This is a genomic window from Bradyrhizobium tropiciagri (assembly GCF_018130545.1).
Classification (GTDB): domain Bacteria; phylum Pseudomonadota; class Alphaproteobacteria; order Rhizobiales; family Xanthobacteraceae; genus Bradyrhizobium; species Bradyrhizobium tropiciagri_A.
The window spans coordinates 1-25,003 of sequence record NZ_JAFCKF010000013.1 but is presented as its reverse complement, the minus strand read 5'-3'; the positions used below and the strand labels follow the sequence as shown (position 1 = coordinate 25,003).

Annotated in this window: 27 protein-coding genes; 5 read left to right on the top strand and 22 right to left on the bottom strand. The window is 62.5% G+C overall.

What is annotated here, in order from left to right:
- Positions 1-2 precede the first annotated feature (2 nt).
- The 4 genes from JQ616_RS37220 to JQ616_RS39725 form a co-directional block, all read right to left on the bottom strand.
- Positions 3-479: an aromatic-ring-hydroxylating dioxygenase subunit beta gene (locus JQ616_RS37220; protein ID WP_212023156.1), complete on the bottom strand. Its 477-nt coding sequence runs from the start codon at positions 477-479 to the stop codon at positions 3-5.
- Positions 476-1,828 (bottom strand): Rieske 2Fe-2S domain-containing protein, encoded by a 1,353-nt coding sequence (locus tag JQ616_RS37215; protein WP_212023155.1) that lies wholly within the window; start codon positions 1,826-1,828, stop codon positions 476-478. The genes JQ616_RS37220 and JQ616_RS37215 overlap by 4 nt, the downstream gene beginning before the upstream one ends.
- Positions 1,829-1,846: 18 nt before the next feature.
- Complete coding sequence (locus JQ616_RS37210) at positions 1,847-2,797, bottom strand: PDR/VanB family oxidoreductase (RefSeq protein WP_212023154.1); 951 nt, start codon at positions 2,795-2,797, stop codon at positions 1,847-1,849.
- Between the two features lie 274 nt (positions 2,798-3,071).
- Positions 3,072-3,446, bottom strand: a complete 375-nt coding sequence (locus JQ616_RS39725; RefSeq protein ID WP_283812714.1) for a sensor histidine kinase — start codon at positions 3,444-3,446, stop codon at positions 3,072-3,074.
- A gap of 41 nt (positions 3,447-3,487) precedes the next feature.
- Between JQ616_RS39725 and JQ616_RS37200 the strand changes: the two genes are divergently transcribed.
- On the top strand, positions 3,488-3,907 hold the full coding sequence (locus JQ616_RS37200; protein WP_349630104.1) for a TolC family protein: 420 nt from the start codon (positions 3,488-3,490) through the stop codon (positions 3,905-3,907).
- Positions 3,908-4,000: 93 nt separating this feature from the next.
- On the opposite strand, the gene JQ616_RS37195 is transcribed toward JQ616_RS37200, so the two are convergent.
- Entirely contained in the window at positions 4,001-5,065 is a 1,065-nt protein-coding gene (locus JQ616_RS37195) for a hypothetical protein (protein ID WP_212023152.1), read from the bottom strand.
- On the opposite strand from JQ616_RS37195, the gene JQ616_RS37190 reads away from it, so the two are divergent.
- Positions 5,052-5,870: an SGNH/GDSL hydrolase family protein gene (locus JQ616_RS37190; protein ID WP_212023151.1), complete on the top strand. Its 819-nt coding sequence runs from the start codon at positions 5,052-5,054 to the stop codon at positions 5,868-5,870. The two genes, JQ616_RS37195 and JQ616_RS37190, sit on opposite strands and share 14 nt — an antisense overlap.
- Before the next feature lie 104 nt (positions 5,871-5,974).
- Here JQ616_RS37190 and JQ616_RS37185 read toward each other — a convergent pair whose 3' ends face one another.
- Positions 5,975-6,184: a hypothetical protein gene (locus JQ616_RS37185; protein WP_212023150.1), complete on the bottom strand. Its 210-nt coding sequence runs from the start codon at positions 6,182-6,184 to the stop codon at positions 5,975-5,977.
- 114 nt (positions 6,185-6,298) lie between these two features.
- On the bottom strand, positions 6,299-7,543 hold the full coding sequence (dinB, locus tag JQ616_RS37180; protein ID WP_212023149.1) for a DNA polymerase IV: 1,245 nt from the start codon (positions 7,541-7,543) through the stop codon (positions 6,299-6,301).
- A 299-nt stretch (positions 7,544-7,842) separates the two neighbouring features.
- On the opposite strand from dinB, the gene JQ616_RS37175 reads away from it, so the two are divergent.
- The 3 genes from JQ616_RS37175 to JQ616_RS37165 all read left to right on the top strand — a co-directional run bounded on the left by JQ616_RS37175 (position 7,843) and on the right by JQ616_RS37165 (position 11,949).
- Entirely contained in the window at positions 7,843-8,109 is a 267-nt protein-coding gene (locus JQ616_RS37175) for a hypothetical protein (protein ID WP_212023148.1), read from the top strand.
- Positions 8,110-8,388: 279 nt separating this feature from the next.
- Positions 8,389-9,441, top strand: coding sequence for a hypothetical protein (locus tag JQ616_RS37170; protein WP_212023147.1), 1,053 nt, complete (start codon positions 8,389-8,391; stop codon positions 9,439-9,441).
- A 246-nt stretch (positions 9,442-9,687) separates the two neighbouring features.
- The gene (locus tag JQ616_RS37165) at positions 9,688-11,949 is read left to right on the top strand and encodes a spermidine synthase (RefSeq protein WP_212023146.1); all 2,262 of its coding nucleotides are present in this window, start codon (positions 9,688-9,690) and stop codon (positions 11,947-11,949) included.
- Positions 11,950-11,976: 27 nt separating this feature from the next.
- On the opposite strand, the gene JQ616_RS37160 is transcribed toward JQ616_RS37165, so the two are convergent.
- The 15 genes from JQ616_RS37160 to JQ616_RS37090 all read right to left on the bottom strand — a co-directional run bounded on the left by JQ616_RS37160 (position 11,977) and on the right by JQ616_RS37090 (position 24,542).
- Positions 11,977-12,477 carry a tetratricopeptide repeat protein gene (locus JQ616_RS37160; protein ID WP_249137815.1) on the bottom strand — a complete coding sequence of 167 codons (501 nt, stop codon included), beginning with the start codon at positions 12,475-12,477 and terminating at the stop codon, positions 11,977-11,979.
- Positions 12,478-12,620: 143 nt separating this feature from the next.
- Positions 12,621-13,019, bottom strand: coding sequence for a hypothetical protein (locus JQ616_RS37155; RefSeq protein WP_212023145.1), 399 nt, complete (start codon positions 13,017-13,019; stop codon positions 12,621-12,623).
- Positions 13,020-13,031: 12 nt separating this feature from the next.
- On the bottom strand, positions 13,032-14,702 hold the full coding sequence (locus tag JQ616_RS37150) for a type II and III secretion system protein family protein (protein WP_212023144.1): 1,671 nt from the start codon (positions 14,700-14,702) through the stop codon (positions 13,032-13,034).
- A gap of 413 nt (positions 14,703-15,115) precedes the next feature.
- The gene (locus JQ616_RS37145; protein ID WP_249137814.1) at positions 15,116-15,538 is read right to left on the bottom strand and encodes a TadE/TadG family type IV pilus assembly protein; all 423 of its coding nucleotides are present in this window, start codon (positions 15,536-15,538) and stop codon (positions 15,116-15,118) included.
- Positions 15,538-16,863 carry a pilus assembly protein TadG-related protein gene (locus JQ616_RS37140; RefSeq protein WP_212023143.1) on the bottom strand — a complete coding sequence of 442 codons (1,326 nt, stop codon included), beginning with the start codon at positions 16,861-16,863 and terminating at the stop codon, positions 15,538-15,540. The genes JQ616_RS37145 and JQ616_RS37140 overlap by 1 nt, the downstream gene beginning before the upstream one ends.
- An 8-nt stretch (positions 16,864-16,871) precedes the next feature.
- Positions 16,872-17,324 (bottom strand): hypothetical protein, encoded by a 453-nt coding sequence (locus JQ616_RS37135; RefSeq protein ID WP_212023142.1) that lies wholly within the window; start codon positions 17,322-17,324, stop codon positions 16,872-16,874.
- A 27-nt stretch (positions 17,325-17,351) separates the two neighbouring features.
- Positions 17,352-18,005, bottom strand: a complete 654-nt coding sequence (locus JQ616_RS37130; RefSeq protein ID WP_212023141.1) for a methyltransferase family protein — start codon at positions 18,003-18,005, stop codon at positions 17,352-17,354.
- Positions 18,006-18,008: 3 nt separating this feature from the next.
- Complete coding sequence (locus JQ616_RS37125; RefSeq protein WP_212023140.1) at positions 18,009-18,917, bottom strand: type II secretion system F family protein; 909 nt, start codon at positions 18,915-18,917, stop codon at positions 18,009-18,011.
- Positions 18,914-19,840 (bottom strand): type II secretion system F family protein, encoded by a 927-nt coding sequence (locus JQ616_RS37120; RefSeq protein WP_212023139.1) that lies wholly within the window; start codon positions 19,838-19,840, stop codon positions 18,914-18,916. The genes JQ616_RS37125 and JQ616_RS37120 overlap by 4 nt, the downstream gene beginning before the upstream one ends.
- Positions 19,840-21,282 (bottom strand): CpaF family protein, encoded by a 1,443-nt coding sequence (locus JQ616_RS37115; protein WP_212023138.1) that lies wholly within the window; start codon positions 21,280-21,282, stop codon positions 19,840-19,842. Before JQ616_RS37115 ends, JQ616_RS37120 begins: the two co-directional genes overlap by 1 nt.
- Positions 21,279-22,475: an AAA family ATPase gene (locus tag JQ616_RS37110; RefSeq protein WP_249137812.1), complete on the bottom strand. Its 1,197-nt coding sequence runs from the start codon at positions 22,473-22,475 to the stop codon at positions 21,279-21,281. Before JQ616_RS37110 ends, JQ616_RS37115 begins: the two co-directional genes overlap by 4 nt.
- Before the next feature lie 11 nt (positions 22,476-22,486).
- Complete coding sequence (gene cpaB / locus JQ616_RS37105; protein WP_212023137.1) at positions 22,487-23,452, bottom strand: Flp pilus assembly protein CpaB; 966 nt, start codon at positions 23,450-23,452, stop codon at positions 22,487-22,489.
- A gap of 1 nt (position 23,453) precedes the next feature.
- Complete coding sequence (locus JQ616_RS37100) at positions 23,454-23,960, bottom strand: A24 family peptidase (protein WP_212023136.1); 507 nt, start codon at positions 23,958-23,960, stop codon at positions 23,454-23,456.
- A gap of 70 nt (positions 23,961-24,030) precedes the next feature.
- Positions 24,031-24,246: a hypothetical protein gene (locus JQ616_RS37095; protein WP_212023135.1), complete on the bottom strand. Its 216-nt coding sequence runs from the start codon at positions 24,244-24,246 to the stop codon at positions 24,031-24,033.
- A gap of 80 nt (positions 24,247-24,326) precedes the next feature.
- Positions 24,327-24,542, bottom strand: a complete 216-nt coding sequence (locus tag JQ616_RS37090; RefSeq protein WP_212023134.1) for a hypothetical protein — start codon at positions 24,540-24,542, stop codon at positions 24,327-24,329.
- Between the last annotated feature and the right edge of the window lie 461 nt (positions 24,543-25,003).

Here is a 25,003-nt window from a genome sequence, read left to right as displayed (position 1 = left end):
ACTCACATGAAGAGCTGGATATTGCCGAACGGCGCGTCGAAATTCACCAGATCGATGCGCTTGAGCTTGATCTTGAGGCCGTCGCCGACCTGGACGAGATCGTGCGACGCCCATCCGGAAAAGCGCTCCAGCGCGTCGCCGCGCGTCTCGGTGTAGATAAAGGAGGTCCGCGCCTTGAAGATGCCGGCGGCCGGATCGCAAGCGAGGATCCGCGGCGCCTGCAGCAGATGATGGCAGCGGCTCTTCGGCTTCTGGCTGAAGGTGCGCTCGCCGGCCAGACGCTCGATACGCACCTTCATCAGCAGCAGGTCCTCGTACATCAGGGACGGCTGCAGCACCGGATCCTGCTGCTGCCATTCCAGCGGCATCCAGTAGCGCGCCTCCGGGTGAAACAGCTCGAGCCACGCCTGCCACTGCATGGTGTCGAGCAGCTCGGCTTCCCGGTAGATGAAATCGGTGATGGTGTTTTCGCTGATCATTCGGCGGCCTCGACCGGCTGGTCCAAGTCCTGATCCATGTTCATGGTCATGAACTTGGCCCAGGCATGAAACTGGTTCCGCATCTGGCGCTCCGACGTGCCGTTGATGACAGCGGTGACGTCAGCCTCCTCGCCGCTCTCGTAGAGCCGGCGCAGATTGACCCACTGATTGCCGTTGGTCTTCAACCCCTCCTGCGCCCGCTCATACATTTCGAGATCGTCGTGGCCGACGATCGAGGTCGGCGCGTTGATGAAGCGGTTGTACATCAGCGCCCGCTCGTAGAGCTTGTCGGGCGCGCCGACCAGGCGATAGACCCAGCTCTCCACCAAGGTCCGGTCGACCGCGATCGGGATGAAGTTGCGCAGGATCTGCACCGCGCCCTTCACCATGATGTTCGGGAAATAGACCGTGTTGTGCCGGACCTCGCCGAGGATCTCGTGCGCCCGCTTCTCGCCATAGGCCGCAACCATCTGGCCGAGATAGCCCTCAACATCGGAATAGTTCGAATGGATCGAATTGGCGACGCCGGTATGGCCGTGGCCGTTGGGCCAGATCCGGATGCCGCTCTGCTCGTAGAACTCGTACGGGCTCATGAACGGCCCATAGAGCTGCACCGCCATCGGCGTCTCGGTCGAATTGCCCTGCTCGCGCTGCCAGACCTTGATCGCAGTGCCGGCCGAGCTCTCATGCGCCACCATCGGATGGCAGGTGTCGGTCTGGTTCTCGACCAGCATCTTCCAATTGCAGGTGTGCATGTAGCGGATCGGCACCGCCTCGACGGCGAGCTTTCCCTCCGGCGAGCGATCGGCCATGTTGTCGATGGTCGAGAGGCTTTCGCCGAAATAGTCTTCGAAGCCGACGCCGTTCTCGCTCAGCCGCGCGAAGATGAAGTCGCGGTGGATCACGACGTTCTTGATCCGCGACAACCCATTATTCGCCTGCGTGTCGGTAAAGCCGGTGCCCTCGTAACCCTTCTTCAGCGGGATCGCGAGCAGCGAGCCGTCGGTCTTGAACGACCAGGCATGATACGGGCAGCGGAAGAACTTTCCGGTATTGCCGCACGGCTCGGAGGCGATCTTGACGCCCTTGTGCGGACAGCGGTTGTAGAAGACGTGGATCGCGCCGTCGCTATGGCGGCTCGCCACCACCGGCTGGCGACCGATATTGGCGGTGATGAAATCGCCCGGCTTCGACAGCTGGCTGGCGTGGCCGACATAGATCCAGCTGTTGGGAAACAGATGCTCCATCTCGAGCTCGAAGACCTCGGGATCGACATAGACGTCGCGATGCACTTCGGCCTCGCGCACCAGCCCCGCGATCGCGCGGGCATTCTTTCCGTATTTCGCCATGGCGCCTCTTGCCTCCGCTCAGAGATCCAACACCAGCCGTTCCGACTTCGCACGCGACACGCAGATCTGCATCACCTTGTTGGACGCCTTCTCGTCGTCGCTGAGAATGACGTCGCGATGATCGGGCACGCCTGCGACCACGCCGCATTGGCAGATGCCGCAATCGCCGCGCTGACAATCGTAGAGTACATCCAATCCCGCCGCTTCCAACGCCTGGATGATGCTCTGGTCGGCCGCGACCGTGATGACCTGCCCTGACGATTTGAGCTCGACCTCGAACGGTTGGTTCGGAGAGCCGGGCTGCTCCGCCTTGAACAGCTCGAAATGGATGCGATCTGCCGGGATACCCTTGGCGAGCGCCGCGGCCTTGACCGCGTCGATCATGCCGGCTGGCCCGCAGACATAGACGTGCGCATCCGCGGGCGCATCGCCCAGCGCTGCCGCGATATCGAGGCGGGATTCGTCGCTGTCGTAGTGGACCGCGAGGCCCTTGGAACAGATCGCCCGCAACTGCGGCAGGAACGCCAGCAGCCCCGGCATTCGCCCGGCATAGTGCAGGCGATATGGAATTCCCTGCGCCTTCAGCGCCGCCGCCATCGACAGGATCGGCGTGACGCCGATGCCGCCGGCAAACAGCAACGCCGGCGCCGCGCACTGATGCAGGCCGAAATTGTTGACCGGCGCGGTCGCGCTCACGATATCGCCGACCTGAAGGGCATGCATGAACAGCGAACCGCCGGTCGACGCCTGCTCGCGCAGCACCCCCAGCGCCACGCTGCCCTTGGGCAGATCCGGCAACGCCATCAGGGAATACGGCCGGTCTCCGCCGCCCGGCAACAGCACGCGAACATGCGCGCCGGCCCGCCATTGCGGCACGGCGCCGCCCTCCACGTCGAACACGACGCTGCGGATGACCGGCGTCTCCGCAACGATCGACTGCACCTTGAGCTTGAGCGGATGCGCGTCCATTCGGGCATCTCATATTATATGAATTTGCATATTTTTATACATGTAATAATTGCCTGTCAATCGCCTCCGCAAAGCTGGACTGCCCGCCATGCGCGGCCCCCGGTCCCGGCACGGCCCTTGATCCGCGGCGATCGTTACACCCGTGATCCGTTCGACGAGGCGGGCAACTCGCCATCGATCGCTGCCCAGCGAAAGCCGCGAGATACGCCCCGGTCGCCCCTGTAGCGTCTGAAATAATCAGACAGCCCTTGGCATGCTCACGGCCGCAAGCGCATTAGTCATCCGATGGAAACTCGGCATTCGTCGCTGGCAGCTGATGCGCCAGCTTCGATGACCCCCGCGACCAATTGGAAGGCGACGGCCCCTGGTTGGACACGGCGGCAGCTGTCGGTACCGAGACCGGCAGCCGGACGAGGAAGCAGGAGCCCTCCCCCTCGGTACTTTCAACGCTCACGCTGCCGCCATGCAGTTCGGCGACGATCCTGACGAGATACAAGCCAACGCCGGTACCGACGATCCCGGACACATTGCTCGCCCGGTTGTAACGGCCGAAGATGCTGGCCAGATCCTTCTCCGGGATGCCCATTCCGCGATCGCGCACGGCCACGCCGATCTGCTTGCCATCAATTTCGGCCACGACCTCGATCATGCTGCCATCGCCGCCAGTGCGACGCAGCCGATCTTCGATGGATTGCCCTCTACAACAAGCAGAAGTCGGCCGAGGCAGCGCTGACCCAGGCTGAGGCGCTCTACCGCCAAGCCGTGATCACGGCGCTGCTGAATGTCGCCGACGCGCTGCGGAGCCTGCAGCAGGACGCCCCTGCCGTTCAGGCCGCGGTCAGGTCGGAAATCGCGGCGAAGCAGAGCCTCGACCTGATCCAGAAGCAGCTGCTGCTCGGCCTGGTCAATCAGGCGACGGTGCTCACGGCGCAGCAGACCTATTTCAACGCGGTAATCACGCGCGTCCAGGCCGAGGCGACACGGCTATCGGACGTCGCAGCCCTGTTCATGGCACTGGGTGACAACTGGCCGGTCAATTGCCCGACCGACGACTGGCGCGGATGCATGTTCGACGAGGGCGAACCCGCCAGGAACAGCGTCAGGTCTTGAACCGCCCGCAACTCGTTGCATCGGCCATGTCGACATGGCGAGCCAAACAGTGGCGATGAACCGGCCGCGCCGGCTCGGGCTCACGCCGCCTCATCAGCCAGGTATCCATCTGATCGACGCCGGATCGGCCGGCCGCGTGGTCGCGTAGGTGATCAGATCGTATCCCCGCTCGACGACGAGATCGGCAACCTCGACGAACCCATCATTGTTCTCGTCCTTCGAGCTGTGCATGGTGACATCGCTGATCGGAACATCCGGGTCTGCCAGCGACAGCTTTACCACGCCCTGATGGTCTCGAATTGGCTTGCAAATCGGAATCAGCCTCGCCTCGAAATTGGTCGGGTGATAGGGCTTGAGGCGCAGGTTCTTGTAGAAGGTTCTGTCCCCCTCGATCGACAGCACGCTCTTGCAAGCTGCCGAATTGACCATCAGGCCACGGATCGACGAATCCGACCCGATATAGACCGGATAGGTTTCTCCACGTTCGAGCCTGGCACCCGAGAAGCTGATCAACCTCGACGAATATTCGACCGGCGCGCTCCGGATCTGATCTTTGAGCGGGACGCGTTCGTAGGCCGTGAATGCAAACGTGCGTTTGCACGCCGTGGACTCCGCCGTCTTTATCTTAGCCAAGAAATTGCCAAGGTGCGTAGCTATCACGCCAGACAGGAACTCGGCCGGATGACTGCCGTCTGCATAGAGTTCCTTGGCGTCCACACTCCTGGACTTGACGACGGCAGCGATGATGTCCCTCACATCAAGGTAATACCAATCCTGCTTCTGGCAGACTGAAATACAGGCCGAGATGATCGTTCGTGATGCGTTGATGTCGCTCACCGGTATGCAGACGAAAACCGGCTCGCAGTTGGCTCGCTTGGCGGAATGCCCGATCCACTCGACCCATCTCACGACATCGTAATAATCGATCGCATTGGCCGAAAGGAGCGAAAAATCGATGACGCAGGTATCGACGATGCAAAACTCCGCGCCCTGGAAGAAGTCGCCCTGGGCGAAGTAAGGTCCGAGCAAGGACGGCGACGCGCCGATCCGCCCCGATGATTTCACCGCAATCGTGTCGTCGGCATCGAGGAACTTCTGGAAGAACCCGGCCTTCAAGATGCTGTTCGACTGTCCCAGGATCGAAATGCTCAGCGACATCGGATTGACTGCCCTCAGATGGAACCGCGCAATGACATCGCAAACACCCGATGAAGAACTCCGCCACACCGCGTCAACGACATCGACCCTCTATGCAGCGATGACGTTATCAATTGTCGCTGCGCTCTGTCTACCGTCCGCGGGCCGAGCACAGCAGAGTCCGCGATCTGCATGCGACAAGACCGATACGATGTTCGCCGTGACACCGACCGTGCCTGACAATGCCGATGCCTTGCGCAAATATGAAAGAAATGTGTCCGGTCTATCGAGCGACGTTGCGACAGTCATGCTCGGCGACTCGCTCGTTGAAGCCTGGCCGAGGGAACTTTCGGCCACGCTCGGCGCCGGACCCGTGGCCAATCTCGGCGTCGGACGCGACAGGATTCAGAACACGCTGTGGTTCATCGAGCACGATCGCGAGCAACTGCGCAAAATCAAGCCAACGACCGTCGTCGTGCTGGTCGGAACCAACAACATCTATCTCGACAAGCCGTGCGGCGTGATGGAGTCCTATCGAAAGCTGTTTGGCGAGATCAGGTCGCTTTGGCCGAACGGCAAGATCTACAGCATCCACATTCTGCCGCGCGGCGAGCAGATGAAGGGCGCGGCAGAGAACATCGGATATGTCAATTCCGAACTCAGCCGGAGAAGCAAGGAACTCGGAATCCGAACCATCGACGCCGCCAACGTCGCCTGCGCAATGACGACGCCATGCGCCAATTACAAGAGCGATCTGCTGCACCTGACACCATCAGGATACGACATCCTCACCAAGATCATCAGGGACGGCATCGGCGCGTCGTAGCGATCAGCGAGGCTGTGTGGCTGCGATATGTCAGGGACCGCCCCTGCCAGGAGATCGCCTGTCGCGGATCATGCGTCATGCGATCTCGCACGCGAGCGGATCTTTTACGTCAACATCGAGATGATCGATTGAAGCTGACTGGAGGCTGACGTCACGAAACCGTCGAACGAGGTCTGGCCGTGGGCCGCGGCATGCAGGATAGATTCGGCAACGGCGGCCTTGAGACCGAACACGGATTGATCGGCCGGCACGTTTGCCATCACCGTATCCAACGCATCGCGCATCGTCTGGATCAGTTCGGAGCTGTACTTCATGGCTATCCTCCGCATCGTCAGAATAGACCGCGTGCGCGAGGCCACCACTCACAACGGCGCGATTCCAGATTTCCTTTTCTTAATGCAATGACACGATCGTGAATCGGTAACAGGTTATAGCTCCTTCTCGGCAAGCTCGCGAAACGCATCAGGCACCGACCGAACCGCTAGCGCGACCGAGCCGTATCCGATCGCCTCCCAGCCGAAGCGATCGCGGATCTTGTCGATCGCACAGTCCGCCGCCCAGCGCGCGATCCCGGCCGTACTTCCGGGGCGGAGCGCGTCATCAGCCAATCCGAGCGGAAGCTCCAGCGCAAGGTCCCAGTGCTCCTCGAGGTGCGACACCGAGATCGCCAGCAGCGAAATGATCCTCTCGCGCGGATGATCGGCGAGAGTTGCACGCACCAGGTTCTCGGCGAGCCGCGCCAGGATCACCGTCGTGCACACCGGCGCATCGAGCGTGATCGCGCGCGTCACCGATTTCATGTCGGCGAAGCGCACCCGCACCGTCACGGTTCGTCCGGGTCGGGATTTCGCCCGCAGCCGCGTGGCGACGCGGTCGGCGAGATGCAGCAGCGTTGGCCTGATGACCTGCATGGTCGCGGGCTTGCGGCCAAGCGCCGATTGTGCCCCCGCCGATCGCGCGCGCCGATGCGGCTTGAGTTGTCGCGGATCGTGATTCCAGGCCAGCGCGGCGAGCTTCTCGCCTGCCGCCGGACCGAGCAACCGCGTCAGCGAGCGCTCCGATAATTTCGCGAGTTGACCGATCGTCGCGACGCCGATCGCATCCAGCCGTGCCCGGGTCAGCGGCCCTACGCCCCACATCAGCTCGACCGGCAATTCGTGAAGGAAGCTGAGCTCCGCGTCGGGATCGACGACGACAAGTCCGTCGGGCTTTGCGACCTGGGAAGCGATCTTCGCCAGATGCTTTGTGCGCGCGACGCCCACCGAGATCGGAAGACCGAGTTCGGTGCGTACGCGCCGCCGGATCGTCGCAGCGATGTCCGCCGGCGTTCCGAACAGATGCGTGCAGCCGGCAACATCGGCGAACGCCTCGTCGATCGAAATGCGCTCGACCAGCGGCGTGAAGTCGCCGAGCACCTTGATCGCCGCGTCGCCCAGCCGTTGATAATCCCTGAAATGGCCGCCGACAAAAACCAGCTGCGGGCAGAGCTCGCGCGCGTCCCGTCCCGACATGCCGCCGCGAACGCCGAAGGCCTTGGCCTCATACGACGCCGCAAGCACCACCCCGCCCCCGACGGCGATCGGCCTGCCGCGCAGCGACGGATCAAGCAGCTGCTCGACCGACGCGTAAAATGCGTCCAGGTCCGCGTGCAGAATGGTGGCTGCGGCTGCCATCTCGACCCGCTTAAGCTTGCTCCGATCGAAAGAACAAAATAGGAACAAATCGGAATCCAGTCAACGGGGAATTTGTCGTCTGGCGACTGGCACCGTGAATGACGCCGAAGCGTCCGCGGCAGTGTCCTTCCTTCGCGTGCGCTCCGCTGTGTGAAGCAATCGAAACGAATCAGCGGGAGGCGCGGCGGCAAGTCGTTCGACGATTCGCGACGGCCCACAACGCTCGCAGATTGCCGCAGCCGTTCGCTCGCTTGCCGGCGTGCTTTGACGGGCAGGCTTTTTCAGGTAGATATCCTGGAATGACTGACCACTCTCATCAGGTGGACTTCCAGGCCGCGGCCTACCTTTACAAATGGCCTTCTCTCAACAACGCCAGGCGAGAGGATCGCGCGCCCTATATGGTCGCCAACGCAACGCTCGACCAATGCATTCGCGATTTCATGGGCAAGCCCGAGAAGACGCGGCATCTTTATGAGATCCGGACCAAGACGCAGCCTCCGCTCGTCCCCGACGTGCTGTCACCCGAGCACGTGATTGAGCTCTCCCGGCTTCGCGAGTTTCTCTGAGCAGCTGACGCGAACCCGATCGTGACGCGTCGCGTTGGCGGGCAGACTTATCCATCTGTCGTACGCCTGGAGCCGGATTGTTTGCCCCTGTGGGAGCCGTTACACTTCACCCGACTCTCTGACTGATCGACGTCGGCACGGGAGACGGCCGACTGCACGACCGGCTGATGGGGCATCGAGAGGCGCCGCATGAGGTTCAATCTGGCGATCTTGAGTGTGCTGGCTGCAAGACCCGAACAGCGGATTCCGCTCGACGAGGTCAGTCGCGAGGTCAAGCGCATGATCGCCGCAGGCGATGCAGCCACGAAGTTGAAGCGATCGTCCGAGCTTGGCGACGCGGACGTGTTCCAATCCGGATGGGCTTCGATCAATGAGGCCGGGCTGCAGATCACCGAGTCCGGGCTCGCGCTATGGAGCGCGCTTGAAGCCTCCCGAGCCGAGCAGGAGCTCAACGCGCAGGAGCTTGGCGAACAGGAGTTCGACGAACGCCAGACGGAGCTGCTGGAAGCCGTTGCAGCCGACGCGCCCGATGCGATCAGCGGTGCTGATGTCGAGCGGCCCGACGACATTGATAGCCAGCTCCCTCGCGTGATGGATGAGGACGTTGCCGATCGCATGACCTCGAGCGCAGGCCGCCCAACCGCAGCACCCGACCTGTCCGCGCTCGCCCCGATCGTGCTCGAGCCGGCATTCGGCTCGATTCACGCCGCGGGTCCGGACGACTCCCGGCTCGCGCGACTCGTGAAGTTGCTCGGCAGCAGCATGCCGCGATTCATGCGGGCGCGGCGCCGGCGTTCGACGGCAGGCATGCCGGATCGGAAAACGGCCAATCGCGTCGGAATGACGGGACTGGCCGTTGCGTGTCTGAGCCTGATTTCAGTCGTTGCCTGCGTTGCCGCAGCGATTGCGCTCGGTCAGAACTTCACCCTGAAATCCGAGATCGTCATGTTGCGGCGGGAGCTCGTGCCGCTGCGGGAGCGCCTCGCCAAGCTCGAGCATGACGCAGCCAAGCGCGAAGCCGCGCAACAGGAAGAAGCGCAAGAGAAGGCCGAGGCGGAAAAAAGAGCGGCCATCAGCGAGCAGACCGCACTCACTCTCTCGCGGGAAGAGAGTCAATTGATCAAGGAGTACATCAAGGCAGCGCCCTCGGCCGGCGCGGGCGGACCTCCGATCAACGTCGGCGATCCCGTCACCGGCGGAATGATTCCGCTGCCGTCACCACTGACCGAAAAAATTCCGAGACTCGTCGGTGCGAGATTTGCCATCCGCAACGGCGCCATCATTATCAGCACAAGAAGCAGCCGCCGCGTCGATGCCGTGCTGATCAACTAGGTCGGCCCGCAACGGGTGCCAGCAACACTTTCGGGGGGTGGCACGCGACCGCCGGTTACGGGAAGGCCACTTGAAACGGTGCGATCGAGCCGTAACCTTAACGGCTGGTCGTTTTCAGAATCCGCCCGCTGATGCTATCTTCAAGCGTTTTCAAGCGTCCTATTGCAGAGCTTTTTCCAGTTTCCGTCGTCGGTAAATTTCACTCCTCGATTTGGCACCGCGTGCCGCAACCGATTTCAGAGCGCCATGCATTTTGATGACCAAGCCACTCTTCGAGCCGTCTCCACACCGGCACTGCGTTTCGCGCCCGTCGTATATCCTGCGGCGCTGTTCCTTTCGGCACTGCTGCTGTTCGCGATCGAACCGATGTTTGCAAAGATGGTGCTGCCACGGCTCGGCGGTGCGGCAGCCATCTGGTCCGTCGCCATGGTCTTCTTCCAGTCGGCATTGTTGCTGGGGTATGCGTACGCGCATCTGCTCAGCCGCACGCTGTCGCCGGGACCATCGGCCCTCGTCCACCTCGTCCTTCTGGCGATTGCCGCTGCCACATTGCCGGTCGGCATCGCTCAGGGCTTCGAGGTGGCACCGCAGCACGGGCTCGAGTTCTGGCTGCTGACATTGTTTACCGCATCGATCGGTTTGCCGTTTGTCGCATTGGGCGCAACCGCTCCCCTGTTGCAAAGCTGGTTCGCCGCGAGCGGTCATCCGCAGGCTGCCAACCCCTACTTGCTGTATGCAGCATCCAATCTCGGCTCGTTCACAGGGCTCATGACTTATCCCTTCGTTGTCGAACCGCTGTTCAGGTTGCGCACGCAGGTCCTGATGTGGTCGCTTGGCTATTTTCTCTTGATCGCGCTGATTGCGGCTGCGGCGGTCATGATCGCCGGCGCCGGCAAGCCCTCGATCAGCCAAACGAACGCCGGCGAGGCTCCCGCTCCCACGATCGCTGAACGAGCAATGTGGACCGTGCTCGCTGCGATTCCGGCCGGGCTCGTGATCGCGGTCACGGCGGCGATCTCGGTCGATCTGGCGGCCGCACCATTCCTTTGGGTCTTGCCGCTGTCGCTCTACCTCCTGACCTTCGTTGCGATCTTCCGCGAGCGCGCCTGGGTGGCGCACGGACGTGTCCTGAAGCTGGTGCCGTTCGCTGCCGTGGCCCTGGTCGCAACCGCGTCTAACGTGGTTCGGCAGTATCTAGGCGTCGTGCTCGCGATCCACCTCGCGAGCTTTCTGGTGATCGCGCTCGCCTGTCATGGCGAGCTCTATCGTCGACGACCGCAGCCGGCACGCCTGACGGAATTCTACCTGTGGACCTCATTCGGCGGCACGATCGGCGGACTATTCGCCGGGTTGATGGCACCGCACATCTTCAACGGCGTCGCCGAGTATCCGATTCTGGTTCTGGCCGCACTGATGGCACTGCCCGGTGCGTTTGACGGTGGGCCGGGCCGATTCCTGCGGCAAAGTGGCCCCGGCCTGGCCTTGGCTGCATTGGCTCTCGGCGTCATATTGATGCGCATTCGCGTTCCGGCCAGCGCTGCGATGCCGATCGAGATCGCGCTCATCATCCTGGCCGGCATCATGGTGCTGGTACGCCGGCAACCGGCCTGGTTCTTCGGCCTTGCGGCGCTTGCCTTTGTGATCACCAAGCTCGATCCTCTGTTCACCCCCATCGAGCAGGTCCGCAGCTTCTTCGGTGTGCATCGCGTGGTCGAGGACCGCACCGGACAATTCCGCCTCCTGATGCACGGCACGACGCTGCACGGCGCGGAACGCGTGCGCAATCCGGATGGAACGCCGTTCACCGGCCGCCCTGAACCGACCACGTACTATTATTTCGGCGGGCCGATCGCCGACGCCATAGCGGAAGCCCGCCGCGCGCAAGGGGGGCTGAGGCGCGTAGCGGTCGTCGGGCTCGGCGCCGGCAGCCTTGCTTGCCATCGCCACGACGGCGAAGCCTGGACATTCTTCGAACTCGATCCGCATGTGGTGCGCATCGCGCGCGATCCGGCCCTGTTCCACTTCCTCGGGGTATGCGGACCGGATATTCGCATTGTGCTCGGAGATGCGCGGCTGACCCTGTCCGCATCCGCCGAGCGCTACGACCTGATCGTGCTCGACGCGTTCTCCTCTGACGCCATTCCCGTGCACCTGCTGACGCGCGAGGCGTTTGCCGGCTATCGATCGCACCTCACCGACCACGGTATCATCGTTCAGCACATCTCGAATCGACACATGGCGCTGCGCGCGCCGGCAGCCGCGGTCGGCAATGCCGAAGGTCTGGTTGCATTTGCCAAGGCACAGCTTCCGCCTGGTATGACCGACGACGATATGCGCAATCCATCGGACGTGGTCGTGTTCGCCCGGGACGAAAAGGATCTCGGCGAGCTGCCCAAGCAGGGATGGACGCGCGTCGATCCCGGCTCGCGGGCTGCATGGACCGACGACTATGCCAATATTCTCGGTGCCGTCCTCGACGCGAAACTCGGGCGCTGGCTCGGACGCTGATGACCAGTCCTGCGGCCTAGCCCGAGCCTACGGCTGATTGTTCGGCGGCCGCTCGATGAACTTGCGGCTGCCGTTGAGGAGTTCGAGGTTGTTGGCGATCACCGGGTTGCCGGGGTCGAGCGAATACGCCTTCTCGAACTTGCGCCGCGCGCCGCTCAGATTGCCGCGCAGCATGAGCGAATAGCCCTGATCGTTGAGGATCTGAACGGTCTCGCCGCCGATCCGGATGGCCTGCGCATAGGCCTGATCGGCAAGGTCGAAGCGGCGGATCTTGTCATAGCTCGCCGCGAGCCCGACCCAGGCTGTGACGTCCTTCGGGGCCTTCTCGACCGCCTCCTTGAAGTAGCGCTGGGAGAGACCGTAGCTGCCGCGGTTATATTGCTCGAGGCCTAGCCGCACCAGTTCGTCGGAGGGATAGAATTTGACGTCGGTCGGCTCCTGCACGGGGTCGCCGCCCGGCGGATCCACGGGCGCGACGATCGCCGCCTCCCGAGTCGTGTAGTCGCAGGCTCCAAGGCCGGTCGCCAAGCAGCAACAGATCAACGCCGGCGCGAGACGATGCAATCCTCGCCCCGTTCCCCAAGTCCAGCGCATCTCTTGCACCCTTCGAAAATTCATCGCGAAACTACCTAACGAAAACAGACAGCACGACCGAAAGACTCAGCTCACCGCTACCTGCTGCCCCCTACCCCAACGGCCACCGATCCTCCGGTTCCCGCTCCCAATCCGGTTGTATTGACATCCTGAATGGTGTGGACGGGCGGCGGCTGGCCCATCGCCTTGGTCGGATCGCCCATGTCGGGCAGCTGATCGAGCGGCCGGGTCTGGGTGCCGTAGCGCTTCACAGCCTCACCGGTCCGCCGCGCGTCATAAGCGATCCGGCGGTCGCCGACATAGGCCGGCCACGGGTTGATCGTGTGAGTGACCGCGTTGACCTCCTTGGCGTTGCCGGCACTCATCGTGATGGTGTCGGAACGCTGGACGTAGCGGTCCATCTCGTCATGCCCGTAGACGCCGTAGCAGCCGCCGAGCAGGAAGGGGGCGAGCAGTGCCAGATATCGGATGGTCATCTCCCGCCTCCTCTAGTTCAGGGTCTTCACGACCGGCTGGTCGACTGCGACCGCAGGTGGTGGAGCGCGCACGACCGCATTGGGCGCGATGATGTGGCCATAGGGTCCCTTCACGTCGCCGCCGGAATTGACGTAGTCGTCGTAGCGCTTGCGCACTTCCATCTGGCCGTTGAGGAAGAAGTCGACGTCATTGGCCGGCAAGCGCGAGTCGAGCGGCGATGCCAACTGCTGTCCGGGCGCCGCCGGCGCGACCAGGCGCGGCGTCACGATGATGACCAGGTCGGTTTCCTGCTGCTGATAGGACTTGCTGCTGAACAGGGATCCAAGCACCGGCACCGAGCCGATCCACGGCAATTGCGAAACGTCCTGCTGGTTGCGGGTTTGCAGCAGGCCGGCGATGGCGAAGCTCTGGCCGTCGCGCAACTCGACCGTGGTGCGCGCGTCGCGGCGGGTCAGCGCCGGGATCGTGGTGCCGGCGATGGTCACCGCGTTGGAGAAATCGAGCTCGCTGACCGAGGGCTCGACGCGGAGGTTGATCACCCCGCGCGAAAGTACGGTCGGCACGAAGGCCAGCTCGACGCCGAACTTCTTGTAGTCGATGGTCACGGTCGGCAGTGCGCCCGCGACCGCTGTCGAGGCGACGGGCACCGGGAACTCGCCGCCGGCTAGGAAGCGCGCGGCATCGCCCGACAGCGTGGTCAGGTTCGGCTCCGCAAGCCGGCGAGCCAGTCCCTTGGTTTCCAAGGCGGTAATCAAAAGGTCCACGGAACTGCCGTTGCTGGTCCTCAAGATGCTGGTCAGCAGGCTTCCGAACGGAGGCGCAGCCACGCCGCCGGCGGTGGTGGCGAGCGTTCCGAGTGTTCCGAGCACAGGAAGGCTGCCGGTGGGCGCAGACCCGACCGGACTGCCACCAGTACCCAAGGGGCCGTTAGCGGTATTGATACCGCCGATGGGAGACCGGCCGGCGGCTGTGACGCCGCCCAGTCCGCTGTTTGCGATGTTAGTCCCGTTGGCGTTGGCCGCCATCAGGTTCACGCCGAGGTCGCGTCCCGCAGCTCGATTGACTTCGAGGAAGCGCACCTCGAGCATCACCTGCTGCGGCGCCGCAACGCTCATCGCGTTGACGACGATCCCGCCCTGGGGAATGCTGCCCTGGGCAATCGTCATCGCGCGCTCGGCGGCGACCGCATCGGCGGCCGTTCCACTCAGCACCACCTGGCCCTCGGACGCAGACACGCGAATGCCGCGCGTGCCGGTGCCGGCCTGGATATTCTGCTGCAGATTGCCGATGTCGAACGTGACCTCGACATCGAGGATGCCGATCTGCTTCATCCCGCTGTCGAACAGGATGACGTTGGTGGTGCCGGTTTTCTTGCCCTGGACGTAGATCAGGTGGTCGCTCAGCGACTTCACATCGGCGATGTCAGGCGAGCCCGCGACGATCGAGGAAAACGCCGTGTCGACCCTGAAGGTGCGCGACTTGTTGATGGTCACCCTGACGCGCTGGACGTCGCTCATCTCACTGACGAAGACGCCAGAGGAGGACGAGGATGATGGCGCACGCCGGTCCGCGGCGGCTGCTGGATGGATGCAATGAAACAGGGCAATCGCAGCGCCAAACGCCATCGCGCTGAAGGCAACCAGCCCAAGTCCCGCATCAACCGAAACGCGACTTCCCATCATGCCAATCCCCTCCGCCGCGTCTCCGCGACGACCCCCGTAAATCTACGACCTCGGCCCGATCACTCCCGTTCGTGCACCACGCCGTAGAGCTTACAGTTTGTCCGACTACAAATAGTTACTTGCGAATTTCCATTCCCTGGCGCGCCGAGCGAAAGCAAAACGAGCTCGCCCTGAATGTCCCCACACGCCAGGCCGCGAAATGGCGGCCCGGAGATCATCCCCCGTCACGCGCCCTGATTGCAAGGAAAGAGCCCCTCGGCGCCGCGGCAACCCCAGAGAAAACTCGGCGATGTTGCCAGCGCGCACCACTTCCATAGCCCGCTTGGGCTAGTTCGGACCTGCCCGATAGGCCACGGCCAATCTAGAAGTTAGGGACTCAGGCAAGCTTGGTCAGCACCGGCGAATCGGGCCGCTCAGAAAGGGATATTGGTGGACACGCTCGGCGCGTTGAGCTTGGTGCCCCAAATCGGCATCAGCATGGCGAAGCTTGACTGCTGTGCCGTCACGACAATCGCAGATCCCGACGCGCTCGTTGTCACCGACGTGGTCACTGTCGGCGTGAGACCGGCGCCATACAGGAACGGGGCGATGGTTCGCTTGTCAGCGTCCGCCAGATAGTCACTCGTGCAAGTGGATGGTGATTGGGACTGCAAGACAGTGGGCGCGTAGCATTTGATCATGTTCGCCCGAGCGCTCGCATCCGCAAGCATGCGCAACGATTGCATCGTGATCGTGTATCGCCCGAAATCAAAGATGGCGAAGATCAAAGTGAACAGGGGTACGGCAATGAGACAGAACTCAAGAGCTGCCACCCCACGCTGGTCGAGCCTCCTCATCACTGCACCAAACGCACGGTCTGAACGTTCGGCTTTGCTCCCCCGCCTGACGTACATGTGGAATTGTCCAGCGTCGTATTGCCCTGGAAGGTTACCGCGTAGGCTATGACCTGGTAGCAACCGGTAGTGGGGGCACTCGACGAGCTGTTGCCTCCGTAGGTGACGGGAGCATTCGGCACATAGACCGTACCGTTGAAATAACTCGTGGAGGTGCCACTGATGTTGACGCCCTGCTTCGAATAGGCCTCACCGTCGTAGATCAGAAGATCCTTCATCAGAGCCTTGACCGAAGCCGACAATACCGACGGCCCGGTAGGCGCCGGTGACGTCATTGCCGTAAGCTGGATGGTCGGGGTCCCGGTAATAGTGAGCGATGTACCACTTCCGAAAAATATCAGGGTGGCCGTACCCGTTATGGTCGGGTTCATATTGATCTTGACGTTCCCCGAAAAATAATACGTGCCGTTCAACACAGTGTTGGAGGGGAAGTTCGGATTGGTATTGTAGCAGCTGCATGTCTCGTACGGCAGGGGTGCTGCGTTGTTGTTCCGGCTCGCAAAATTCGACGTCGTCAACGCCGACAGCGCCGCGTTCACGGCACTTAACGGATCGGGGATCGGTTGCTGATAGGTTTGCACACCCGTGCATTGACTGCCACCCGTCTGGGAACAGCCTCCGACCGTGTAGCTCGGCGCATTTATTGAGAGACCGGAATTGCCGATAAAGCCGATCGCGTTCGACGCGCTGCTGTCCGACGAGATACCGCACGTTGCCGACGACACTGTGGCGCTGCCTTGAAATGTAACGGGGTCCTTCAGGGCCAACACACATGGCGGTTTCGCCAGACTATCAATCTGGGCGATCGCCACTGCAGCCACATTGATCGTCGACAAGCCGAGCACCCGCGCCAGATATGCCGGCTGCTGTTGGCCAACGGTCGCCTGGACGAAAGTTACCCCGCCCGTGGCCCACGTAGCCATCTGGACCGATTTCGACACGCCTGATGGAAGGCTTGGCGCACACGTGGAGCCTGAATAGGAGGGATCGCCCGAATTGCAGAACGAGTTCTGGGCTGCTGCCTGCTTGCCGCGGTAATCATAAGTCTGTGCATTATCGCAGGTCGTGCCAGGCTGTGGAGCCTGGTCGCACGCCAACCTCAATGCGCCCGAATAGGCGGCGGCATCGGCCGCGCCCTGGGCGCGCTGCCGGGTCGCGTACCACGACCCGGCTTCACCACCGAGCGCCATCATTCCGATCAACGGGATTAACGCGAGAACGGTTGCGAACGCCGCCGAACCACGACGGCAACGGAGCATGTCACGCATGGAACACCTCATTGAAACCGCTCCGAGTAAGACAGCGTGTACGAACAGGGATTGGCATTGCCGCTGGTGCACAGCGCCGACCTCATCACCATCGGCGCGAACGTGATCGTTGTTGAATACACGTAATATTTCGGCGCGGACGGACTAGAGTTGGTCGAATCGCAAACAGCGTTGCTGTCGCCGCAAACCAGCTTGATGCTGGGGATCGGATAACGGGGATCTGCCTTGGCGAGCTGGGTTGACGCCCAACTGGACGCGCTCGTGACGTCACCCGGCGGCGAATACTGGATCAATTGCCCGAACCCGCGCAGCGCCGCGGACGCCTGGATGTATTGGAAGCCGGCCAACGCAAGGTCGGCAAGCGGCAGCAGAATAACCAAGAACAAGAAGCTGAAGACGAACAGCATCTCCAACGCGACGGCGCCGCGTTGATCTCCGATCAGGGAATGCTTGCCGCTCACACGGCTCTTCCGCCAAAGCATGGCCACTCACCAGACATAGGGGACCAATCTCCAGCGCGATGTCTCATAGCTGGAATATTCAGGAAGCGTGCGCCGAAGCACGTCCTCTTCGTAATGAATTCGCCAGACCTGGATGCCGATGTGCAGGACCAGCAGCGCGACCGTCAACCAGCTCAGATGCTGCAACACGACGCCCAGGAACACGATCTCTTCCGACAGATAGAGCGGATGCTTGATCCACCGATAGGGGCCGGTTTGCACCACCGAACGCGCCTGCGGCACCAGGCTGAATGACCGCCCCAGATGACGGATGGTGACGAGCATCATGATCAGGCCGGTCAACACGCAAACCGTCGAGATCAGGTTCGGCAGCGCGCCTTCGGTCTTGGTAAAAAACGTGATCGTCCATGGCCAGTAGGTGCCGACGAAGGCAGCGATCCGCGGCAGCAGGCCTTCGGCCTGCGCCTTGGCCGGCCCACGGATCAGGAGCAGCAGCGAGAGCATCAGGTAGAACAGCGCAGTGCAGAAGTTCGACACTAGCGATGGCCACGACTCGCCGGACGATGTCCCGAGCGCGATTGCCACGGTCAGCCCCAGCAGCAGGAACCAGGCGCCGCCGAGGACCCGGGTGATCCGATCGTAAGCCAGGTTTGTCGGCACGGTCATTGCAGTTGCACTCATGGCTTACTTACCGATGCTGGCGAATGTACGGATCAGATGCAGGAACGAGCTACCGCCGAGAATGACGAACATCGCGGGAAGCAGGAACAGCACCATCGGAACGGTGAGCTTGGCGCCCAGTTTGTGCGCGCGCTCTTCGAGCTTGGTGATGCGCTCGCGGCGCAAATCGACCGCGATGCTGCGCAGCGCCTGACTGAGCGGCGTGCCATATTGCAAGCTCTGGCTGACCATGGTGCCGAAGCGGCGCAGGCCGTCCGACGTGGCGGCAAGCTTGTCGAATGCATCGGCGCGGTTCGGCAGGATCCGCAGATCGTCAAGCAGATTGCGCAGAACTTGATTGACGGCGGGATTGGTCTCCCGCATCTCCTCCGCCACGCGCTCGATCGCGCTCTCCAGACCCATGCCCGCCTCGCTGCACACCACCAGCAGGTCGATGGTATCGGGCGTGCCGAGCCGGATGGCGGCATCGAAGCGTCGCTTCAGCACCATAAGAATCAGGCGCGGGATCATGATCCCGAATGCCAGGCCGAGCAGCGTGATGATCATCACGTCGGTGAGCGAGCTTCCGAGAAGCTGTGCGATAGAAAACGCCGCGATCGGGAATGCAAACGAGCTGACCGTCTTAAAGCCGATCCAGATCGGCAGCGTGCGATAGTGATTGAAGCCTGCCGCCTGCAGCACCATTCGCAACTGGTCGAGGTTCTCCTGGGCGTAGAAGCGCCGGTAGCGCGAGCCGACCGACGACAGCCAGCCGATCAGGTCCTTCGACGAGCTCGATCGGTCGGGAATGCCGAGCACGGCGTTCGAGACACGGGTGTCCAGAGCGCGGATATGGATCTCGCGGATGATCAAGAGGCAGGTCGCCGCCGCGAGCGCGACAGCAAGGGTGGCAAGACCGAGAATACCCGTCATAGCGTGGTTTCCCTTCTTACCATCCAGCGGATCACGAAATGGCCCAGCAGCACCGAGCACGCCGCATAAGCGAGCAGCACGTTGCCTTGTGGATCGGTCAACAGCAGATCGACCGAATGCGGATTGATCCAGTAGAGCAGCCCGCCGATCACCACCGGCGCGAAAGTGAGCGCGCGTGACGAAAAGATCACCTCGCCCGCCAATGCGCGGGCACGGGCGGCCAGCGCAACCCGCTGACTGACCGTTTCGCCCAGCGTTTGCAGCGTTTCCGCCAGGCTGCCGCCGGTCTTCAATTGCACCGCAAGCGTGACCGCAAACATCGCATATTCCGGCACCAGAGTTCGCTGATAGATTTCTTCCACGGCCTCCTCGGGCGAGCGTCCCAGATTCAGTTCGCTACAGGCGATGGCAAACTGTCCGGATGTCGGTTGCGGCATCTCGCGGGCGATGGTGCGAAACGCCTCGTGAACCGGCAATCCCGACCGGACGGTGCTGGTCACCAGCTGAACCGCATCGGGAAGCTGCTGGAAAAGCTGAGTTGCGAATTTCCGTTGCTGCCATCCGAACAGACCACGCACGAACAGGACGGCAACGACCGCCGCCGCGATGCCGGCATAGAACCCGGGAAATTGCAGAAATCCATTGACGTAGATGACGCCAACCGCAGCCAGAGCCCCCGCAAGCAGCACATAGATCGGGCGTACCGTGTACACCATCTCCGGGTGGTAGTTGGCCAAGCGATTGAGCGTCCGCCAACGCGACGTCTTGGCGGCACGGCGGATCGACACCAGGGCCGCCGCTTCAGCCGTCGGCAGCGCGATCTCGAGTTGGCGGTCCATCCGCCTCTGCCGCGAATCGAGCCACAATGTGTTGAGCGTCGCACACAGCAGCAGCGCCAGCACGATGATCAGGGCCGTCGACATCAGATCTGCCTCATCGCATCGGCCCAGGCCCGGTCGAGTCCGTAGTAGACGAGGCGGCTCTTGAATTTCGGCACCGCATTTGTGGACCGGTAGGTGCCCGAGATCCGCCCGTGAACGTCCTCGTCCTTGTACTCGAAGAGCGCAATGTCGTTGGTGGTGATCACTTCGCCTTCGAGGCCGATCACCTCGCTGATCTGCACGATGCGGCGTTGGCCGTCCCGCATGCGTTCGACCTGCACGATGAGATCGAGGGCCGCGACAATCTGGGAGCGAATGGCGCGCGACGGCAGATTGACCTGCCCCATCTGCACCATGTTTTCCACGCGGGTCAGCGCATCGCGCGCGCTGTTGGCGTGCACGGTGGAGATCGATCCGTCATGGCCGGTGTTCATCGCCTGCAGCATGTCGAATGCCTCGGCGCCGCGCACTTCGCCCACGACGATGCGGTCCGGCCGCATACGCAGCGCGTTCCACAGCAAATCGCGTTGATTCACCTGTCCCGTGCCTTCGAGGCTCGGAGGCCGCGTCTCGAGGCTGATCACATGCGGCTGCTGGAGCTGCAATTCCGCAGCATCCTCGATCGTGACGATGCGCTCGCTGTGATCGATGAACTGGCTGAGGGCGTTCAGGAGCGTGGTCTTGCCCGAACCGGTGCCGCCGGAGACCAGAACGTTGAGCCGGCAGCGGGAAGCGATCTCCAGCAACTGCCCGATGGCTGTGTTCATCGTTCCGTTTTCGATCATCCCGGCGATATTGTAGCGCCGGCTCGGAAACTTTCGGATCGAGATACAGGGACTGTGGATTGCCAGCGGCGGCAGGATGATGTTGACGCGGCTGCCGTCAGGCAGACGGCAGTCGACCATCGGGCTGGATTCGTCGACGCGGCGGCCAACCTGTGAGGCGATCTTCTGGGCGACGGAAGCGATATGGTCGTTGTCGCGGAAGCGGACGGCGACCCGCTCTAGCTTTCCGGCCCGCTCGACATAAACGTTGCTCGGCCCGTTGATCATGATGTCGTTGATCGTCTCGTCGAGCAGCAGCGGACGAAGCGGGCCGTAGCCGGTCATGTCATCGGCGATTTCTTCCGCCAGGAAGAGCTGCTCGCGGCCCGACAGTTCCAGCCGCTCCTGGTTGGCGATGCCGTGGATGATCTCCTCGATCTGCCGCCGCAGTACGTCGCGGGAAACGGTCGTGGCGACCGACGGCTCGATCTGTTCGATGACCCGCTCGCGCAGCGACGCCGACATCACCGGATGGTGCGACGGCTGTTCATGCCTCGGCGGTGGTGCGAACAGGCTCGGCGCCGATGACGCCACGCTGGTTTCCACCGGCGGCAAGGGCGGCGGGACCGGCCGCACGGTCGGCGCTGCAACCGGCGCATCCGGCACGGCTGCGGGCAGCCGCATTGGCATTTCGTCTGCACGCCTGCCGAACTTTTTCATAGCCCAAGCCACCTCTTCCACCCGGCCTTCTTGTGGGCGCCGACGCCGGTGATCTCCCGTACGATCGGAGCCAGGTGACGCCGCAACGCGGATACGTGCTTGAGCGCGGGAACGCCGAGGTTGACGGCTTGGGTCATTCCCTTGCCGAGATCCGGGATCACCATGTCGGGCTCGGCGCCAAGCGCCTTGACGATCGTCGCCCTGGGCAGGCCACCAGGCCGGCCGGCACGGTTGAGCAAGGTGAAGACGCGGTCCTTGCCGGCGATGTTGGTGACGGCGTTGCGCAGCGCATGGGCATTGCGCAGGCCGGTCACCTCAGCCTCCAGCAGGACCAGCACATGGCGGGACATCTGGATGACCGGATAGATCGATGCCGGGAACGGCACCGGCACGTCGACAACAACGTAATTGAAGCGCTGGCGAAGCAGGCCGATCACGTGCCGGACACCGGCTTCGGTGATGTCGAGCTTGGCATCGAGATCCTCGTCGCCGGCGATCAGGCAAACCCGATCGGTCACCTCGATTGCCGCCCGCTCGAGAAACAGCGTGTCGGCCCGCATCGGATTTTCAAGCGCAATGCGAAGACCGGGTCCCGGACGGACACCCAGCATCACCGCGGTTTCGCCATTCTGCAGATGCAGGTCGAGCAGCGCCACCTTGGCCTTGGTGGTCTCGGCCAGATGCAGCGCGAGGTTGATCGCGACGCTCGTCGCGCCGGCGCCGCCCTGTGCACCACAGATCGAGACCACATGTCCGCCGCGATCGCGATCGCTGTGGGCGATCGCGCTGTCACCGAGCAGCTTCGGGCGGAGCTGATCAAGCACCATGTCCCGGGTGATCGGCGTCGGCAGGTACTCGGTAAGGCCGATCTCCATCAGTTCGCGATAGAAGGTGATCTCGCGGTTATCGCCGATCAGGCACACCCGCACATCGGGCGGGCAGACGCTCGCCAGACGCTCCAGCTCCGTGAATGGATCGTCGATTCCGCTGATGTCGGTGACCAGCGCGGTCAAATCCGTGTCGGTCTCGAGCATCCGTGTCGCATGACGGATGGTGCCGCGCCGGATCACCAGATTGCTGCCCTCGAGACCCTTGCGAAGGGCCGCAGCACTCAGCTCGTCGTTGACGAAGCAGACAATGCGGTTACGCGCGACAACGGACGTCGTCTCTTCGGGTTGGTCAACCACTGCCATGTTCATGCTCATCAACGCTTCTCCGGTCCCTTGCCGACGTCACCGGCCGCTGCGGTCGTCTGCGGCTCAGCCCCGAACGCCCCGTCGCAGTTCGCACGGGCGTCATCGTCAGCATCCTGCTTCCTGACCGAGTATTGCTTGACCCCGCTGCCGGAATAGATCGCCACCGTGGTGCTCTGGCCGGCAACCGCGCTCTGGCGCGCCAATTCGGGCGACACGTCGCAGCTCGATGTCACACCGGTGTCGGCCTTGTCCCACTGCTCGGCAGCAGCCCGGACGACGAGCGAGAGCGTCCCCAACTGCTTGGCGACGGCGACCTTCTTGACCTGATCCGGCTTAAGCTCGAGCGAGACGGTTTGCGCGGTCTTGCCCGGGACAGCATTGGTGATGGGGCGCCCGCCCTGCGCAATCTCCTGGTCGATCGCGATCACCCGCACGTTGGACAGCACGGTTTCGCTGACGGCCCGCTTCACGGGATCCGCCTTCTCGAACACCTGGGTCAATACCACGTCGACATTGTCGCCCGGCCTGATCAAACCCGAGACGCCGGTCTCCTCGTCGACCTTGATGCTGATGGCGCGGCTATCCGGCGCCAGCACGCTGGCGAGGAAGCCACGATCCTTCGGACGCAGGATGTCGTCCAGGGTGATAGCGCTGCCGGCATCCACAAACTTGCGAACCAGGGAGCCGGGAAGTCCGGCCTTGGTGTCGGGCGTTTCCAGGATCGCGCCGACGGGTACACGACTCGGCGCCGCCTGGCGGACCGTGAAGTCCTCATCCCGCGCCAAAGTGCCCTTCGAGAGCGGACGTGTCGTGACAAAGTAGCCGACAGCCGCGGGCGCCGGCGCCGGCTTTTCAGCGACCGCTTGCGCAACGGCCTGATCTTTCGGGTGGTTCAGGCCTAAGGCGATGATCCCGAGTGCCGTGGCTGCAAGCAACAGCACCATGATGATGGAGACGCGCAATGCGGATGACATGTCAAAATCCCTTGCTCAAAATAGTCCAGATACCGCCGCATGCGATCGCGACCCCGTAGGGCAGCGGCGCATGCCGTAAATGTCGCCAGCGCTCGACCGCGTAGACCCGGCGCACAAGTGACGACCCGGCGGGCGCCAGCCGCGGAGTTGGCAGGCGGCGCATGATCAAATGCACCGCGGCCAGAACGCCGCCGGCCAATGCGGTCACCGTCAACAGCTCGATCACACCGGCCAGCGGCAGACCGATTGCCAGGGCAACCAGCAACTTGACGTCGCCGCCGCCGATCGCTCCCCGCTGATAGATCACGAAGAGCACCAGAAACAGGATTACGGCAACGATCAGCGACTGGCCGATCTGCATCGGACTGGCCAATTGACCGACGATTCCGAGGAACGCCAGCGCCAGACAAATTTCGTTTCGGATCAACCGTGTCGCGATATCGATCGTTGCGACATACAACAACAATGCGATTTCCAGACACGAGGTCGTGGACGCAATCCAATTCATAAAATATGTGCCTCAGAGAAGGCGGGGGGCACAAAATAGTGTCCCCCCTCCGGAGCGCCGTCCTCTGGACTTAAGCGCCAACTGCGGTGCTGACCGCAGTGCTGATCGAGGTAATCGAGTCGCTCAGAACCTTGCCGATGCCGGTCTGGGCAGTCGTACCGAATGCGGCAGACACGGCGGCGACAACACAAGCGGCGACGATCACGTACTCGAACGACACAACGCCGTCCTTGTCCGTGCGCAGACGCTTCAACCCTTCGGTGACCTTGATGTAGGACTTCAACATGGCTAATGCCTCCTTCAAGCTTACACATCCGGCTGACGGCTGTTGACAGAGAAATCTGCCAACAGCTTTCAACGTCGGAGTTACGCGCCGACCGCGGTGCTGACCTTGGTGCTGATCGTGGTGATGGAGTCGCTCAGAACCTTGCCGATGCCGGTCTGGGCAGTCGTACCGAACGCAGCGGACACCGCGGCGACGATGCAGGCGGCGACGATCACGTATTCGAACGACACGACGCCGGCCGTGTCCGAGCGGAGGCGCTTGAAGGCTTCGGTGGTCTGGATGTAGAGCTTCAGCATAGGAAAATATCCCTTTTACATGAAATTTACGCAAATATGTTGGCGGGGCAAAATCCAAGGCCAACTAGGAATTTCTTATAATGCGTCGCGATAAAGCTGTCGATTGGTAATCGTTTATTAACCCTACTGGCGTAGCGGCTGGCACCCTCTTCGGGCAGGTCGCTCTGAAATCAGATGCACGAAACCCCTTAAATTATAGGCGTTTCGGTATTTCGCGACATTTCAGCCGACCCGCTCCGTGCGAATACGGTAATCGCGCGGGCCGAGCGCGATGCAGACGAATCCGTCGTGAGGACGAGGTCGAGGGTGACAGAGTCACAATCCGGCTTCGCAAAGTTCCCACCGGTTGTCCTTCGCAGCGATCGACCGTCTCAGTAGCACGTGCCGGAATCCCCTCCGAGCCGCCCGCAACTCTCCCCGTTGGATTGCCGCCACTGCGTGACCGCCAGCGGCGGCTTGCT

Excerpts from the sequence above, each read along its gene's own strand:
- JQ616_RS37220 (WP_212023156.1), bottom strand. The coding sequence starts at position 479 with ATGATCAGCGAAAACACCATCACCGATTTCATCTACCGGGAAGCCGAG.
- JQ616_RS37215 (WP_212023155.1), bottom strand. The coding sequence starts at position 1,828 with ATGGCGAAATACGGAAAGAATGCCCGCGCGATCGCGGGGCTGGTGCGC.
- JQ616_RS37210 (WP_212023154.1), bottom strand. The coding sequence starts at position 2,797 with ATGGACGCGCATCCGCTCAAGCTCAAGGTGCAGTCGATCGTTGCGGAG.
- JQ616_RS39725 (WP_283812714.1), bottom strand. The coding sequence starts at position 3,446 with ATGATCGAGGTCGTGGCCGAAATTGATGGCAAGCAGATCGGCGTGGCC.
- JQ616_RS37190 (WP_212023151.1), top strand. The coding sequence starts at position 5,052 with ATGCTCAGCGACATCGGATTGACTGCCCTCAGATGGAACCGCGCAATG.
- JQ616_RS37195 (WP_212023152.1), bottom strand. The coding sequence starts at position 5,065 with ATGTCGCTGAGCATTTCGATCCTGGGACAGTCGAACAGCATCTTGAAG.
- JQ616_RS37185 (WP_212023150.1), bottom strand. The coding sequence starts at position 6,184 with ATGAAGTACAGCTCCGAACTGATCCAGACGATGCGCGATGCGTTGGAT.
- dinB (WP_212023149.1), bottom strand. The coding sequence starts at position 7,543 with ATGGCAGCCGCAGCCACCATTCTGCACGCGGACCTGGACGCATTTTAC.
- JQ616_RS37175 (WP_212023148.1), top strand. The coding sequence starts at position 7,843 with ATGACTGACCACTCTCATCAGGTGGACTTCCAGGCCGCGGCCTACCTT.
- JQ616_RS37170 (WP_212023147.1), top strand. The coding sequence starts at position 8,389 with ATGATCGCCGCAGGCGATGCAGCCACGAAGTTGAAGCGATCGTCCGAG.
- JQ616_RS37165 (WP_212023146.1), top strand. The coding sequence starts at position 9,688 with ATGCATTTTGATGACCAAGCCACTCTTCGAGCCGTCTCCACACCGGCA.
- JQ616_RS37155 (WP_212023145.1), bottom strand. The coding sequence starts at position 13,019 with ATGACCATCCGATATCTGGCACTGCTCGCCCCCTTCCTGCTCGGCGGC.
- JQ616_RS37150 (WP_212023144.1), bottom strand. The coding sequence starts at position 14,702 with ATGATGGGAAGTCGCGTTTCGGTTGATGCGGGACTTGGGCTGGTTGCC.
- JQ616_RS37145 (WP_249137814.1), bottom strand. The coding sequence starts at position 15,538 with ATGAGGAGGCTCGACCAGCGTGGGGTGGCAGCTCTTGAGTTCTGTCTC.
- JQ616_RS37140 (WP_212023143.1), bottom strand. The coding sequence starts at position 16,863 with ATGCGTGACATGCTCCGTTGCCGTCGTGGTTCGGCGGCGTTCGCAACC.
- JQ616_RS37130 (WP_212023141.1), bottom strand. The coding sequence starts at position 18,005 with ATGAGTGCAACTGCAATGACCGTGCCGACAAACCTGGCTTACGATCGG.
- JQ616_RS37125 (WP_212023140.1), bottom strand. The coding sequence starts at position 18,917 with ATGACGGGTATTCTCGGTCTTGCCACCCTTGCTGTCGCGCTCGCGGCG.
- JQ616_RS37120 (WP_212023139.1), bottom strand. The coding sequence starts at position 19,840 with ATGTCGACGGCCCTGATCATCGTGCTGGCGCTGCTGCTGTGTGCGACG.
- JQ616_RS37115 (WP_212023138.1), bottom strand. The coding sequence starts at position 21,282 with ATGAAAAAGTTCGGCAGGCGTGCAGACGAAATGCCAATGCGGCTGCCC.
- JQ616_RS37110 (WP_249137812.1), bottom strand. The coding sequence starts at position 22,475 with ATGGCAGTGGTTGACCAACCCGAAGAGACGACGTCCGTTGTCGCGCGT.
- cpaB (WP_212023137.1), bottom strand. The coding sequence starts at position 23,452 with ATGTCATCCGCATTGCGCGTCTCCATCATCATGGTGCTGTTGCTTGCA.
- JQ616_RS37100 (WP_212023136.1), bottom strand. The coding sequence starts at position 23,960 with ATGAATTGGATTGCGTCCACGACCTCGTGTCTGGAAATCGCATTGTTG.
- JQ616_RS37095 (WP_212023135.1), bottom strand. The coding sequence starts at position 24,246 with ATGTTGAAGTCCTACATCAAGGTCACCGAAGGGTTGAAGCGTCTGCGC.
- JQ616_RS37090 (WP_212023134.1), bottom strand. The coding sequence starts at position 24,542 with ATGCTGAAGCTCTACATCCAGACCACCGAAGCCTTCAAGCGCCTCCGC.